General features: G+C 70.5%; 16 protein-coding genes. 4 read left to right on the top strand and 12 right to left on the bottom strand.

The window, feature by feature from the left end; all coding sequences use genetic code 11:
• Positions 1 to 19: 19 nt before the first annotated feature.
• The 3 genes from OXS49_RS15780 to OXS49_RS15770 all read right to left on the bottom strand — a co-directional run bounded on the left by OXS49_RS15780 (position 20) and on the right by OXS49_RS15770 (position 2,568).
• Positions 20 to 658: a Smr/MutS family protein gene (locus OXS49_RS15780; RefSeq protein ID WP_267425503.1), complete on the bottom strand. Its 639-nt coding sequence runs from the start codon at positions 656 to 658 to the stop codon at positions 20 to 22.
• The gene (locus OXS49_RS15775; RefSeq protein WP_267425537.1) at positions 655 to 1,785 is read right to left on the bottom strand and encodes an MltA domain-containing protein; all 1,131 of its coding nucleotides are present in this window, start codon (positions 1,783 to 1,785) and stop codon (positions 655 to 657) included. The genes OXS49_RS15780 and OXS49_RS15775 overlap by 4 nt, the downstream gene beginning before the upstream one ends.
• 69 nt (positions 1,786 to 1,854) lie before the next feature.
• Positions 1,855 to 2,568 carry a Tim44/TimA family putative adaptor protein gene (locus OXS49_RS15770; RefSeq protein ID WP_244004521.1) on the bottom strand — a complete coding sequence of 238 codons (714 nt, stop codon included), beginning with the start codon at positions 2,566 to 2,568 and terminating at the stop codon, positions 1,855 to 1,857.
• A gap of 345 nt (positions 2,569 to 2,913) precedes the next feature.
• Here OXS49_RS15770 and secB point away from each other — a divergent pair, with 345 nt between their 5' ends.
• Entirely contained in the window at positions 2,914 to 3,414 is a 501-nt protein-coding gene (gene secB, locus OXS49_RS15765; RefSeq protein ID WP_243921620.1) for a protein-export chaperone SecB, read from the top strand.
• A 33-nt stretch (positions 3,415 to 3,447) separates the two neighbouring features.
• Here the strand turns inward: secB and OXS49_RS15760 are convergent, their stop codons facing one another.
• Positions 3,448 to 3,819 (bottom strand): hypothetical protein, encoded by a 372-nt coding sequence (locus OXS49_RS15760; RefSeq protein WP_267425499.1) that lies wholly within the window; start codon positions 3,817 to 3,819, stop codon positions 3,448 to 3,450.
• Positions 3,820 to 3,860: 41 nt separating this feature from the next.
• On the opposite strand from OXS49_RS15760, the gene OXS49_RS15755 reads away from it, so the two are divergent.
• Together OXS49_RS15755 and OXS49_RS15750 are read left to right on the top strand one after the other, a co-directional pair.
• Complete coding sequence (locus OXS49_RS15755) at positions 3,861 to 4,154, top strand: tautomerase family protein (RefSeq protein ID WP_346016951.1); 294 nt, start codon at positions 3,861 to 3,863, stop codon at positions 4,152 to 4,154.
• A 54-nt stretch (positions 4,155 to 4,208) separates the two neighbouring features.
• On the top strand, positions 4,209 to 5,441 hold the full coding sequence (locus OXS49_RS15750) for an MFS transporter (protein ID WP_267425496.1): 1,233 nt from the start codon (positions 4,209 to 4,211) through the stop codon (positions 5,439 to 5,441).
• A gap of 62 nt (positions 5,442 to 5,503) precedes the next feature.
• Here the strand turns inward: OXS49_RS15750 and OXS49_RS15745 are convergent, their stop codons facing one another.
• The 7 genes from OXS49_RS15745 to OXS49_RS15715 form a co-directional block, all read right to left on the bottom strand.
• Positions 5,504 to 6,379 carry an RNA polymerase factor sigma-32 gene (locus OXS49_RS15745; protein WP_243921626.1) on the bottom strand — a complete coding sequence of 292 codons (876 nt, stop codon included), beginning with the start codon at positions 6,377 to 6,379 and terminating at the stop codon, positions 5,504 to 5,506.
• Positions 6,380 to 6,691: 312 nt separating this feature from the next.
• Entirely contained in the window at positions 6,692 to 7,291 is a 600-nt protein-coding gene (locus tag OXS49_RS15740) for a CarD family transcriptional regulator (RefSeq protein WP_244004530.1), read from the bottom strand.
• Positions 7,292 to 7,807: 516 nt separating this feature from the next.
• Entirely contained in the window at positions 7,808 to 8,146 is a 339-nt protein-coding gene (fdxA, locus tag OXS49_RS15735) for a ferredoxin FdxA (RefSeq protein ID WP_244004532.1), read from the bottom strand.
• Between the two features lie 204 nt (positions 8,147 to 8,350).
• Positions 8,351 to 8,644 (bottom strand): RNA-binding S4 domain-containing protein, encoded by a 294-nt coding sequence (locus OXS49_RS15730; RefSeq protein ID WP_267425494.1) that lies wholly within the window; start codon positions 8,642 to 8,644, stop codon positions 8,351 to 8,353.
• A gap of 9 nt (positions 8,645 to 8,653) precedes the next feature.
• Positions 8,654 to 11,983: a helicase-related protein gene (locus tag OXS49_RS15725; RefSeq protein ID WP_267425492.1), complete on the bottom strand. Its 3,330-nt coding sequence runs from the start codon at positions 11,981 to 11,983 to the stop codon at positions 8,654 to 8,656.
• Between the two features lie 145 nt (positions 11,984 to 12,128).
• Positions 12,129 to 12,446, bottom strand: a complete 318-nt coding sequence (locus OXS49_RS15720) for a hypothetical protein (protein WP_244004538.1) — start codon at positions 12,444 to 12,446, stop codon at positions 12,129 to 12,131.
• Between the two features lie 28 nt (positions 12,447 to 12,474).
• Positions 12,475 to 13,101 carry a TetR/AcrR family transcriptional regulator gene (locus OXS49_RS15715; RefSeq protein WP_267425488.1) on the bottom strand — a complete coding sequence of 209 codons (627 nt, stop codon included), beginning with the start codon at positions 13,099 to 13,101 and terminating at the stop codon, positions 12,475 to 12,477.
• Between the two features lie 75 nt (positions 13,102 to 13,176).
• Here OXS49_RS15715 and OXS49_RS15710 point away from each other — a divergent pair, with 75 nt between their 5' ends.
• Positions 13,177 to 13,533, top strand: a complete 357-nt coding sequence (locus OXS49_RS15710; RefSeq protein WP_267425486.1) for a darcynin family protein — start codon at positions 13,177 to 13,179, stop codon at positions 13,531 to 13,533.
• Between the two features lie 20 nt (positions 13,534 to 13,553).
• Here OXS49_RS15710 and OXS49_RS15705 read toward each other — a convergent pair whose 3' ends face one another.
• A complete protein-coding gene (locus OXS49_RS15705) occupies positions 13,554 to 13,844 on the bottom strand; it encodes a DUF1330 domain-containing protein (RefSeq protein WP_244004544.1) in 291 nt (96 codons plus the stop codon).
• Positions 13,845 to 13,910: the final 66 nt, after the last annotated feature.

Here is a 13,910-nt window from a genome sequence, read left to right as displayed (position 1 = left end):
CCGCGCGGTTTGCCGCTCCTCAGCGCCGCCGCAACCGAACGTAGAGCGCGCCGCCGCCGCCATGGTGGCGCGCAGCCTCCTCGAAGCCCAGCACGATCCCGCGCAGGTCCGGCCCCCGCAGCCAGTGCGGTACGCTGCGGCGGAGCACGCCGCGCTCGGCGAACGCCTCTCCGTAACTTGAGCCGCCCTTGCCGGTGACGACCAGCACATAGGCATGTCCGGCGGCCCGGGCCCGGAGCAGGAAGCCCGTCAGCGCGGCATGCGCCTCGGCCTGGACCATCCCGTGCAGATCGATTCGCGCGTCGATGGCGAGCCGCCCCCGGCGCAGACCGACCTTCGCGGTTCGCTCCAGCCCGGCACTCGGAACGTGGTTCTGAGGTGGCGCTTGGTAGGGCAGGGCGGTGGCCGGACGCGGTGGCTCCGGGGCCGGTTTGGGCGGCGGCTTCTGGGCGCGCGGCTTTTTTGCGATCGGTGGCGCGGTCGGCTTCAGGATCGGCGCCGTCAGCGGCGGCATCGTGGCGGTCGGAGGCACCGGAGCGGGGACCGCCTCGGGAATCGGCGTGGCCCGGCCCGGCAGCGGCGTCACCAACTTGGCGATCGCATCCCAGAGCCGGGTCTCCCCGGCGCTGAGGCGGCGCCCGCGGAGGGGCGGCCTCATCGGGGGGTCCCGCCCGGCATGGCCTTCGGCAGAAGCACCACGAAGCCGATCGCGTCGCGCAGGTTCCCGGCCGCGATGCCGGCCTGCGCGCCGGTCCCGACGAACAGATCGCCCCGGGCCGGGCCGACGATCGCCGAGCCCGTGTCGCCAGCGATCACGAGGCGCCCGGCTTCGCCCGGCCCCGCACCCGGAAGCGGCCCCGCGAGCCAGAACGGCAGCCCGTAGCGCCACAGAGACGCGTCCACCGCGAGGCTGCGGCCGGGGCTGAGCGGCACGTTCGCGGCCCCCGGCGGCCCGAGGGCCGGATCCTCGATCGGGGCGAGGCGGAAGAAGATGTAGGAGGCGTTTGCCCGGATCAGGCGCCTGGCGATGTCGGGGTGGTCGCGCAGCCAGCCGGTCCAGCGGGCCAGCGTCAGGCCTTCCAGGGGCAGGTGCCCCTCCTGCACGATCAGCTTGGCCACCGCGGTGTAGGGCCGCCCGTTGCGCCCGTCGTACAGCACCCGCACCGCGCGCCCGTCGGGAAGACGCACGCGCCCGGACCCCTGGACCTGAAGAACCAGCAGATCGACCGCGTCGCGCAGCCACAGGATCGGCCGCGTCTGCGCGCCGAGGGCTCCGTCCTCGATGGCGGCGCGGTCGGGGTAGGGGCCGAACCCGTCGGCTGTGGCGCGGGCGGCGCGCAGGGACGGATCGAGGCCGGGCCGGGTCTCGCCGGGGCCGAGGGACACCAGATCGTCGGGACGGGCGAGGACCGGCGTCGGAAAGTCCGGTCCCGGATCGCGGGAGCCCACCAGTTCGGGTTCGAAATAGCCGGTGAGGAAGCCGATCTGGCCGGCACCCGCACGGTCGATGCGGAAGGCGTCGAAGCGATCGCGGAAGAACGCGGCCGCATCCGGAACATCGCCTCTCGCCGCCGCGCAGGCTTCGGCGAATGCAACGGCGTCACCGGCGACCCCGGCGGGCTGCGGCAGAGCTGGCGCCGGGGCGGCGCAGACCCGGCGGAACGCGTCCAGGGCTGCGGCAACGCCCGGTCCGGGAAAACCCGGCAGAGCCTCCATGGAGATCGGCGTCAGGGTGGCGCCGCCGACCATGGCCGGCGCGGCGGCCGATACCCCGGTCGGAGCCATCGCCAGAAGGGCAGCCGTGACGGCTCCGGGCCAGGTCCGCGGGATCGTCACGGTGCAGCTATCGAGCGGTCAGGCGCCGGCCTCGGTGGCCACGAGCTGCCAGTTCGGATCGCGCGAGCCGAGGGTGCGCGCGAAGGTCCAGACATCGGGCACCTCGACCACGGTCTCGGCGCTGCCATCCACCACCTTGCCCTCGGCGTTGCGGGTGGCGGTGATGAGGTTCGACAGGAAGCGTACGGTGATCTGCGCGACACGGTTGCGCACCTCGACCGCCACGATCTCGGCCTTGTCGATCGATACGAACGTGGTCTCCAGGGTCTGACGGTTGCGCTCGCGCTCCGCGATCGCCCGCTCGAACGCCTCGCCGACCTCCTTGGACAGGAGCCCGCGCAGGGTCTTCCGGTCGCCCTTGGCGAAGGCGATCATGATCGCTTCGTAGGCCGACTTGGAGCCTTCCAGGAACGCGCGCGGATCGAAGCCCGGCTCGGCCTGGGCGCAGGCTTCCAGGCCTCGGGCGACCTCGGAGCCTGGCTCGGCGATCCCGCGCCAGTCGCGCGACGCCGGGGCGGTGGGCGGGGTCGGGGGCGCCCGGTCGGCGCCCGGCAGGCGCACGACGTTGTCGCCCTCGCTGCGCGCCTGCGGCTCGGTGCGGCTGCGGTCGACCGGCTTGAACGGCGAGCGTTCTGCGCCGGTCTTCTGGCCCAGCACCGAGCGCAGACGCCAGATCACGAAGACCGCAAGCGCGAGAAAGATGATCGTCGTAACGTCGAAACTGTCCTGCATCACCGATCCGATGGTGGCCGCGGCGCGACCCTGGGCCCCTTGCTCAGGTCGCGCGCACTGCGACGCCGGCAAAGCGCGCATAATCCTGGCGACTCATATCTGACCAACGCGCCGGGAGCGAGCCGGTTATACCCGCGCATCCCGAACCCGCGATCAGGTTCCGATATGGGTCACGGCGCCCGCCGCTGCCAGCGCCCCGCCAGCTCGCGCGACCAGCTCGCTTGTCCAGGCCCGGCGCCCGTGTTAGCGGCCCTGCCGTTCGGGGCAGTTCCGCGGCGCGATCCAGCGGCACCCGCTGAGACAACCCGCGCTGGCTCCGCCGGCCGATCGAGAGGGAAAATCCGCATGGCCGATTCACCGGCAGCGAACGGCAACGGCGGCGGCATGCCGCAGGGCGATATGCCGATGATCAACGCCCTGGCGCAGTACACGAAGGATCTCTCCTTCGAGAATCCGAACGCGCCGCGCTCCCTGCAGCCCAAGGAGGGCCAGGGGCCGCAGATCAACATTCAGGTCAACGTCAACGCGTCGCAGCTTTCGGAGACCGACTTCGAGGTCGAGCTCAAGCTCGACGGCGACGCCAAGATCCAGAGCGAGGTTCTGTTCGCCTTCGAGGTGACCTATGCGGGCGTGTTCCGCCTGCAGAACATCCCGGCCGACCAGATCCATCCGGCCGTGATGATCGAGTGCCCGCGCCTGCTCTTCCCCTTCGCCCGCCAGATCGTGGCCGAAGCGGTGCGCAACGGCGGCTTCCCGCCGCTCTACATCGATCCGATCGACTTCGTCGGCCTGTACCGGCAGAAGGTCATGGAGCAGCAGGGCGCGCAGGGCCCGCTCGACTCCTGAGCCTCCGACCGGTGTTGTGACCCCCGGTGGCCCTCAGCGGCCACCGGACCCGCGATAGGCCGCGGCCAACGCGCGCAGCGCGTCCGCGGCCGGCCCCCGCAAGGGACGCGCGTGCAGGATGATCCGGGTGAGCGGGCGTTCGGGCAGGCCGAGGCGGTCGCCGCATTCCACCACCCCGGCCGGCGCCGTGCTCGGCGCCAGTGCCGCCACCGCGAGTCCGGCCGCCACGGCGGCGCCGACGAACACCTCCCGCCAGGGCAAGCCGGCTGCGTCGAGGGCCGCCTCGGCCGACATCCGGACATTGCAGGGCCCCGCCAGGGTCGCGAGCGGCAACGGCCGTCCCGTCTCCTGGACGTTGGTCATGATCCCGCTGCCGTCGGAAGCGGCGCCCGGTCTCCGCTTCAACGCGCTCTCCTGGGCCGAAGCGGTCTCCACGTCGGTGGTGCGTGCGGGCCCAGGCGAAGGCCGGGGGCGACACGTCGGGTTTCGCCTTCGGGCCCCGCGATCTCGGCATCGCGCGGGACGCGGATCTGGTGGTGATCCAGATCACTGCCCGTGCGACCCGCACGATCGACCACACGCGTCCCCTCTACGCGGCCATCGCCGGCAATCCCGCGCACAACCCCGGGGTGAGCCCAGGCACGTGTTCGTCAATCTGGTCGAGGTCGCACCGGAAAACTGGTCATTCGGCGACGGACTTATGCAGTACGGGCCGCCCATGTAATGGAGGGCAGGCTTGACCGCACGGGTGCCACGGCTCAGTTCGGGCACCCCTTGCAGTTTCGCCGGTCGGAATGTCTCCCACAACGCATCTTGCCTTCATCAACGTCTTCATCGGCGACATCCAGGGCGGTCTCGGCCCGTTTCTGGGAACCTGGCTGGCCGAGGCGGCGTCATGGAGTCCGGCGCGGGTCGGTTTCGTCATCACGCTGGTCGGGTTCGGGACGCTGTTCCTGAGCGGCCCGTTCGGTGCGCTGGTGGACCGCTTTCCGAAGCCCCGCCTGTTGGTCGCGCTCGCCTGTGGCGGGATCCTGGCCGGCACGCTGCTCCTCCTGCCGGCGCGCAGCTTCGCCGCGGTGCTGTTCGCCCAACTCCTAGCCGCGGCGGGCGGCACGCTGCTGTTGCCGGCAGTCGCCGCCCTGACCCTGGGGATTGTCGGGAAGGACGGCTTTCCCAAGCAGCAGGGGCGCAATCAGGCCTTCAACCATATCGGTATATTGGTCGCGGCCGGCGGCATCAGCCTGGGGACGGGATATTTTGGCCCGGCCATCGCCTTCTGGGTGCTCGGCGCCATGGCGGTGGCGGCGATCGTCGCCAGCCTGACGACGCCAGCCAACGCCTGGAACCGGCGGCGGGCGGTGGGATGGCAGGAGGATGCGGAGGACGAGCCGCAGCGCGGCGGCATCCGGCAGGTCCTGGGCAATCGCCGGCTCCTCGTGCTGACGGTGGCGCTGACGCTGTTCAACCTCGGCAATGGCGGCATGCTCTCGCTGCTGGGCCAGAAGCTCGTGGCCACCGCGGCCGACGCGACCACCTGGACGGCCCGCTATGTGATGGTCGCGCAGCTCGTGATGGTGCCGGTGGCGCTGTTCGCCGGCTCGCTCGCGGATAAGCGCGGGCGGCGCCAGCTTCTGATTGTCGCCTTCGCGGTTCTGCCGGTCCGGGCCGTCATGTCCGGCCTGATCGACGATCCGGTCTGGCTCATCGCCGCCGAGGTTCTGGACGGCGTGGCCTCGGGGATCGTTGGGGTGGCGGTGCCGGTGGTGGTCGCCGACCTGACCTGGGGCTCCGGCCGGACCCAGACGGCTTTGGGCAGCGTCAACGCGGTACAGGGGGTCGGGGGCGCCCTGTCGGGCTGGTACGGCGGCTTGTCCTATAGCCTGTTCGGCTGGACCGGCGCGTTCCTCGCCCTTGGCGTGCCGGCGCTCTTCGCCTTGGGCCTCGTGATCTGGCTTGACGCCACGCCCGAGCCCGGCCGACGCCGCAAGCGGCGGGAGCGGCGCAGCGCGGCGATCCAGGGAGCCTGAGCCCCGGACACAAGCAAGCCCGGCCAGAAGGACCGGGCTTGCTTCAACACCTGTAAGGCCGATCAACCGATATGCGGGCTGCCGGTGGCAGCGGGGAACCGATCGGCCAGGGCGCGGCGGAGCTTTTCCAGGGCCCTGTTCTCGATCTGGCGGACCCGCTCCTTCGAGATGCCAAGGCGCTGCCCGAGGGCTTCGAGCGTCGCCTGATCCTCGGCGAGCCGACGCTCGCGCAGGATGCGCAACTCGCGCTCGGAGAGCACGGTCAGCGCCTGCTGGAGCCAGCTGAGGCGCCGCTCACCGTCGACCGTGGCGCTCACCGTTTCGTCCGGCAAAGCGGCACCATCGACAAGGAAATCCATCCGCTCCGAGGAAGCGTCGCTGTCCTCACCCACGGGGGCGTTGAGCGACATGTCCGGGCCGGACAGACGGGCATCCATCAGGGCGACGTCATCGCGCGAGACGCCGATGGCGGTGGCGATGCGCCGATGGATCTCGTCGCCGACATGCTCCTCGGTCGACTGCATCAGCCGGGCGCGCAGGCGCCGCAGGTTGAAGAACAGAGCCTTCTGAGCCGATGAGGTGCCGCCGCGCACGATCGACCAGTTGCGCAGGATGTAGTCCTGGATCGAGGCGCGGATCCACCACGTCGCGTAAGTGGAGAAGCGGACGTCCCGCTCCGGCTCGAACCGAGCGGCAGCTTCCATCAGACCGACATGGCCTTCCTGGACGAGATCGGCCATCGGCAGGCCGTAGTGACGAAAACGCCCCGCCAGGGCGATGACGAGGCGCATGTGGGCCGAGATCAGGCGGTGAAGGGCACGCTCGTCGCGATTGTCCTTCCAGCTGACGGCAAGACCGCGTTCCTCCTCGCGGGCCAGGAACGGTGCCTCCATCGCAGTCCGGATGAACTGCCTGCGTATCCCTGCGATCTCAGCCATTCCGCCTGCCTCTTGTTGTCGAGTGCTGGTGCGGCGCCGGACCTTCTGGCCGGCGCACAGGCGCAGCCGCAAAGCAACGCCTGGCCATCGACAACGGGAGGCTCAAGGAGAAAGTTCCGCGCCGCTGCCCCGGAATGCGACAGGCGGCCGGGCACGATTTCGTGTTCCGTTAGGATGACATGGGGGGCGGGGATCGCGAGTCCAGCCCCTCAGGTGCAAAAACGTCGCGCCCCGGGCGGACAGGCGATGGGCCCATGAAAAAAACCCGGCCACAAAGGCCGGGTCTGTCGGTGCTGCAGGGAGATGCTTCGCTTAAGCAGCTTCTTCCTGGATGTCGTCGCTCTCGCCCTCGGGCTCCGCCTCAGCCTCGGCCTCGCTCTTGGCCCGACGGGGAGACTTCGCGAGGCTCTGCTCGATGAGCTTCAGAGCCTCGGTCTCGGTGATGCGGTTCACAGAGGATATCTCCCGCACGATCCGGTCGAGGGCCGCTTCGTAGAGCTGACGCTCGGAGTAGGACTGCTCGGGCTGGGCCTCGGAGCGGAAGAGGTCGCGCACCACCTCGGTGACGGCCAGCAGGTCGCCCGAATTGATCTTGGCCTCGTATTCCTGCGCCCGGCGCGACCACATGGTGCGCTTGACCCGGGCGCGGCCGGTCAGCAGGTCGAGGGCCTTCTTCACCAGCTCCGGCTCGGCGAGCTTGCGCATGCCGACACTGTTGGCCTTCGCGGTCGGTACGCGCAGGACCATCTTGTCCTTCTCGAACGAGACGACGAACAGCTCAAGTTTGTAGCCCGCGATTTCCTGCTCCTCGATCGCGGTGATGCGACCGACGCCGTGGGCCGGATACACGACAGACTCGCCGGTCTTGAAACCTTGCCGGCCTGTGGTCGTCGTCTTCTTGGCTGTGGTCATGCGAGAAGGGCCTCCACTGGCGCGCAGCGTCCAGCGCCGCACGAAACCGTGTTCCTCCGGGCGGGACACCCGGTTTGCCTCGCCGCTCCCAAGCCCTTGCCACGCGCAAGGGCCGGGGAATTCCCCGGCGCAGCCACGCAAACGCCTGGACGTTCCGCCGAAACATTTTCGGCGGTCGATCGCGTACCACTCCTAAAAACCCACGAAGATCGAAGGTGTTTCAGCCGGAGGAGGCACGTCAGGCGCGAGCGACGGCAGGCAGATTGTCTACCACAATCTGGCGCGCAGAGCAAAGCATACCGAAAGACGTGCGCGGGCCCATGCACGGCATCCGTGCCCGGCGACACCGCGTTTTACACCGGCTTGGCCGGAGGGAAATGAGCCTGTCGCAGGTCTGGGCTTCGTCAGCTGCAGATCAGGCCGCGCGGGCGACGAGCACAGACGACGTAACGTTGTTCCCAGGTCCGGCCCGGCGGTGCCGGGCCGGCATCAAGGCGTGTGGATCGCCGCGCCCGCTCAGTCGCCCGAGCCGGGGTTGGCCGAGAAGTAGGCCTCAAGCTTTCCGGACTTGCCGTCCCAGTCCTTGGCGTCGGCCGGAGCCTCTTTCTTCTGCGTGATGTTCGGCCAGGTTTTGGCGTAGTCGGCGTTCAACTTCAACCACGTGTCGAGGTTCGACTCGGTGTCGGGCTTGATTGCCTCGGCGGGGCATTCCGGCTCACAGACGCCGCAATCGATGCACTCATCCGGATGGATGACGAGCATGTTCTCGCCTTCATAGAAGCAATCGACCGGACAGACCTCGACACAGTCCGTGTACTTGCACTTGATGCAATTGTCGGTGACGACATAGGTCATCGGATGTCTTCGTCCTCAAACACGACTTGGCCCGGGCGGAGCCTCGGGATGGCCCGCACGCCCGGGTGGCACTGCGAGGGAATGCCGGTGCAGCTCGGCTCTGGGCCGCGCTTCGTAGGCAACGGCCTTAGACTCTGGCTCTCGGGCTGACAAGCGCGCGGGCGCCGCATCCCGACCACGCCCGCGTGCTGTTGCCCGGCCTCATCACCCGCGGGGCTCCGGCGGAGCTGCTGCGTCAGACAGGTCGTCGTAGAGCAGACGCGCCTCCGGAGCCGGTCCTCGCCGCATGCCGAGATCGCGCACCCGCACCGCCAGCGTGGCGTGCGGAGCGGCCACGGTCACCACATCGCCGATGCCGATACCCTTGGCGGGATTCTCGGCACGCACCCCGTTCACCCGCACGAAGCCGCCGGTGGCGAGCTGCGCCGCGAGGGAGCGGGTCCGCGCGAAGCGCGCGAACCACAACCATTTGTCGAGGCGCTGCCGGTCTTCCCGCATGCGCGGGGGTCAGCGCTTCCCGCCGTCGCCGGCTTCGAGCTGCGCCTTGAGCGCCGCCAGCTTGGCGAAGGGCGAATCCGGGTCCGGCGCCCGCTCGCGCCGCGGCGGTCGCGGGTCGGGCCGCGGACCCGCGTTACGCTGCTCTGCCCCACGCTGGTCGTCCCGCCGCTCGGGACGGCTGGTCCCCTCGAAGCGGTCGCGACGGGAGCCACGCTCCCGCCCGGGGCGCGGGCCGCCCTCGCCACCCTCGGCGCGGCGCGGCTCCGACCGGCCACCCTCGGGCCGGCCGCCATCCGGACGGTTTTGGCCCTGGTGCTGGCCCGGCTGGCCGCCGTCCCGGCCTCGACCGGCCCCACGCGGGCGATTCTGCGGGCGCTGATGAGCCGGACGCTGGTGACGCTGGAGGCGCCAGACCTCGATCAGCGGCACCTCCGCGGAGGTCTCACCCTCGGCCCCGTCGGCCTGCGGCGCGGTCTCTGTCTCGGCAGCCGCCTCGACAGGCTCTGCCTCGTTGGCGGGTTCCGGTGCCGTCGCCTCGGCGGCGGCCTCCGGCTCCGCGTCGGGCTCGCCATTCGGCGCACCGTCGGTCTCGGGCTCGGCCGGGACGCCGGCCGTATCGTGTTCCTCAGCCGCGGCCGCATCGACCGCCGGGCCTTCATCGATCTCGGGACTTGCGTCCGTTGCTTCCGAGGTCGTGGAGGCTTCCGCCGGGCTCTCGGCCTCCGTGGCCGCTGCCTCGGCGGCAGGTGCCTCACCGGTGGGCTCGGCCGCCCCATCGGCCTCCGCGGCCGGAGCCTCGTCGCCGGTGATCTCGGCAGCCTCCGCCTGCGCGGTGACCGACTCGTCGGCGGCGGTTTCCGCGGCGGCCGTCGCGGCGGGCGTCGTGGCGGCGGCCGGGACCAGCGGCACGGTGATGGCCGGGCCGGGCCGCGGCTCCACGTTGTAGCCAAGCGATTTCAGGATCGAGGCGAAATCCTCGCCCGAGCAACCGACCAGCGAGGTCATACCGACGGTGGCCACGAACCCGTCGCCGTCGGCCGTGCCGTCCGGCGGGGCGCCCGGCGTGGTGCCGGGCCGGTAGGCGATCGCCGGCCGGATCAGGTCGGCGAGCCGCTCCAGGATATCGACGCGCACGGCACGCTCACCGCTCACCCGGAAGCCGGCCGCGCGGTAGAGCCCCTTGGCGATCTCGCGATCGACCTTGATCGAGGTGCGGCCGGATCCGGCGAGATGTGCGATCTCGTCGAGGCCGCGCTGGTCGAGGCCGCCGTTGCGCAGGGCCCAGAGCTGGGCCGCGAGCGTGCGCGGCGCTGGCTTCAGCAGGGCCGGCAGGAAGATGTGGTAGGCGCCGAAGCGGACGCCGTGGCGGCGCAGGGCCCCGCGACCGTCCTGATCGAGGCTGCGCATCTCGTGCGCCACCTTCGAGCGCTCCAAGACGCCGAGCGCCTCGACCACCTGATAGCCGATTCCCTTGGCGAGACCGGTGAGGTCGGCCGCGGTCTCGATCTCCATCAGCGGACCGAGCAGGCGGACGATATAGGCCTTCAGCCACGCATCGAGGCGCGCCTCGACCTTTTCGCGGTGGGCGCCGGTCAGGCTGTCGTCGGCCAGCAGACGAATCTGCGGGGCGAACAGCTTCTCGCCGGGGTTGAGCTTGGCCACCGGCGCGCCCGTCCAGCGGATCGTACCGTCGTGCGCGAGCACGAGGGTCGAATCGGCCGTTGCCGAGAACCGGTCGGCCCGGGCCTCGATCTCCCCGGCGAGCGCCTTCTCGGCGGCGCTCCTCAGAGTCTTGGCCTCGTGACCCTCCGCGGTGGCATCGGGAACGAACAGGAATCCGTGAAGGTGGCCGACATGCTGACCCTCGACGGTGACGTCACCGTCGGCGGTGATCTGGGCTTCGAGCATCGTGTTCTCTCTCAGGCGCCGCATCAGGACGCTTGTGCGCCTGTCCACGAAGCGGCTCGCGAGGCGTTCGTGCAGGGCGTCGGACAGCCTGTCCTCTACCCGACGCGTCTCGCCCTGCCAATGTTCTGGGTCGCGCAGCCAGTCGGGACGGTTTGCCACGAAGGTCCAGGTGCGTCCGTGGGCGATTCGGCGGGACAGGGTATCGATGTCGCCGTCGGTGCGGTCGATCATCGCCACCTGCTCGGCGAACCACGTATCGGGGATGCGCCCCGCCATGCCCTTCATGAGGAATCGGTAGAGCTGGGCCACGAGGTCGGCATGCACCTGCGGGTGGACCTTGCGGTAATCCGGCACGCCGCAGACGTCCCAGAGGCGGCGCACCGTGGCGGCGCTGCGCGCCATGTCGCGGACGTCGTCCTCCTTCATCAGGATTTCGAGGGCCTGCTGATCCTCGCCCATGGGCGCGCGGGTCAGGCCCGATTCGCGCGGGTGCTCGTCCAGGCTCGCCTGCAGCCCCTCCAGGCTGGAGAAGCTCAGATCCGGGTTGCGCCATTGCAGGATGCGCAAGGGGTCGAAATCGTGGGCCTCCAGCCGCTCGACCAACTCGGCCTCGAAGGGCGGGCAGCGCCCGGTGGACCCGAAGGTGCCGTCCGCGAGGTGGCGCCCTGCCCGGCCGGCGATCTGGCCCATCTCGGCGGGGGTGAGCTTGCGGAAGCGGGTGCCGTCGTATTTCCAATTGGCCGCGAACGCGACGTGATCCACGTCGAGGTTGAGGCCCATCCCCACGGCGTCTGTGGCGACGAGGTAATCCACGTCGCCCGCCTGATACATCTCGACCTGGGCGTTGCGGGTGCGCGGCGAGAGCGCGCCCAGCACCACCGCGGCGCCGCCGCGCTGGCGGCGGATCAGCTCGGCGATGGCGTAGACCTCCTCGGCCGAGAACGCGACGATCGCGGTACGCCGGGGCAGGCGCGAGAGGCGCTTCTCCCCCGCGAAGGTGAGCTGCGACAGCCGCGGCCGGGTCGTGGTCTGGACGTTGGGAATCAGGCTCTGGACCAGCGGCAGCATGGTCGAGGAGCCGATCAGCAGGGTCTCCTCCCGGCCGCGGACGTAGAGCAGGCGGTCGGTGAAGACATGGCCGCGGTCCATGTCGGCGGCGAGCTGGATCTCGTCGATGGCGACGTAGGCCACGTCGAGGTCGCGGGGCATCGCCTCGATGGTGCAGATCCAGTAGCGCGGCCGGTCCGGCTTGATCTTCTCTTCGCCGGTCACCAGCGCGACCTTGTCGGGGCCGACCTTGGCGACGACGCGCAGGTAGACCTCCCGGGCGAGCAGCCGCAGGGGCAGCCCGATCATCCCGGTCGGGTGCGCGAGCATCCGCTCGATGGCGAGATGCGTCTTGCCGGTGTTGGTGGGCCCGAGGACCGCCATGACGCCGCGGGCGCGGGCGTCGCGGGACAGCGAGCGGCTGGGCGTGGGGCGGAGCAGCGCGTCGATGGTCGGCGGTTCCTTCGGATGAAGGCCGTCGCGGCGCCGTCGCGGCGCGGGCGGGGAGGGGCTGTGGAGGCCGGTCGCGTCAGGGACGATAGGGCCGGCTTGATCTCCCCCCATATGGGATGCCACCGCCTCCAGGTCCAACAGGTTCACCCTGCGGCGTGACGAGCGGGTAGACGTCGATCTGCGTCGTCTGCGCGCCCGGCTGGGGTGCGAGGTCGGCGCAGAGCGTGTCGGGCATTGCCACGAGGGGGCCGCGGGGGTGCTGGACGATCTCGGCGGAGGAGAAGGCGTCGCCGCCGCAGCTCGACTCCGCGGTGCCGGCGGTCAGCGGCTGCCCGGCGGCCGGGCCGGCGAGAGCGGTCAGAGCGAGGGCGATTCGGAGGGTAGGCGCGCGCATCCGGCATTATCGCGGGAATCGTGAAGATTCATGCCACCGCCTGTGGCACGCCGAGATAGCCGTGCACGGCGCGCAGGACACGGCGCTCCAGATCCTCGCCGTCGCGCTCGCCGCGCTCGCCCGCGGCGTCGACCATGCCGCGCACGAGTGCGAAGAGGTCGCCCGCCGCAGTCCCGGGTTCGGCCGGCCGCGCGGCGCCGAGGCGTGCCAGCAGGGCCAGCAGCGCAGACGTCACGTCCTCGGCGACGGAGCTCAGGGTGTCGGCGAGCTGGAGCCGGCTCTCTTCCCGGTCGAGAAGCAGCGCGAGGCGAGGCCGCGCCATCTGGTGGGTCACGCAAGCCCGAACGATCAGGCGGAGCCCGTCCTCCGGCGTCGCGGCGCCCGGCGCGGCGTGCACCGCCTCAATCAGCAGGGCGGTCTCCCGGGTCACCAGGGCCGCGGTCAGGGCCTCCTTGCCGGGGAAGTACTGGTAGACCGAGCCGATCGACACGCCCGCCCGCTCGGCGACGGCGTTGGTCGTGTAGCCGTCCAGGCCGTTTTCCTCGAGAACGCGAGCCGCGCCCTCCAGGATCGTCCGCACCGTCTCGGCCGAGCGCGATTGTCCCGGACTTTTCCGGGGCTTGAGCGCCGGCCGGCTCGGCCGCGCGGCGCTCATGAACGCGAGTACGCCGCAGGCCCGGCCAGAGGCATCATCGTGGCGTTCCGACAGACTTCTGGAGCGCAGAACCCCATGTCCGACAAGACCTTCGACCCCAAGCTCACCGTCTTCATGCTGGTGAAGACCTCCCCCGAATGGCTCGCTTTGCCGATCGACGACCGCTTCGCGCGGTTGCGCGAGACCTTTGAGCCGATCCTGCGGCGGCATGCCGACACGGTGCGGCTCCGCTTCTACGACGCCGAGTTCTACACCGCCCGCCTGACCGATCTCTGGGTCTGGGATACCACCGACCATCACGCCTACGAACGCGTCGTCGAGGCCCTGCGCGAGACGGCGTTCTGGGATCGGTGGTTCGCGATCGTCGAGATCATCCCGGCGGTGGAGAACGCCTACGCGACGAATTACGGTGAGGCCCCGCTGGCGGCATGACCGGCGGACGAGGGGGCGGCTCAGTCCACCCCCTCGACCAGCACCACCTCGCCAATTCCCGCCGGCCGGCGCTTCTCGATGGCGGCCTGATATTCCGGCGAGAAATAATAGGCGCGCGCCGCCTCGTAGGATTCGAATTGCAGCACGACGTTGCGTGGCCGGGCCTCGCCCTCCAGCGCCTCGCTGCGGCCGCCGCGGACCAGCGGCGTGCAGCCGTACTTGCGCATGGCCTCGGAGGCTAGGGCGGCGTACTCCTTGTAGGCGTCCGGATCGGTGACCGTCATCCGGACGATGATGTAGCCCTTGGGCATTCGCTGGCCTCCCTGACGCGGCTGTTGCGCCAAGGGGACGTGCCGGGAAACCGGCCTTCCGTCAAA

The sequence above is a fragment of the Methylobacterium sp. GC_Met_2 genome, assembly GCF_026540795.1.
In the GTDB taxonomy this organism is placed as follows: domain Bacteria; phylum Pseudomonadota; class Alphaproteobacteria; order Rhizobiales; family Beijerinckiaceae; genus Methylobacterium.
The sequence above is the reverse complement of the archived record's forward strand: the minus strand, read 5'-3'. Positions and strand labels throughout refer to the sequence as shown.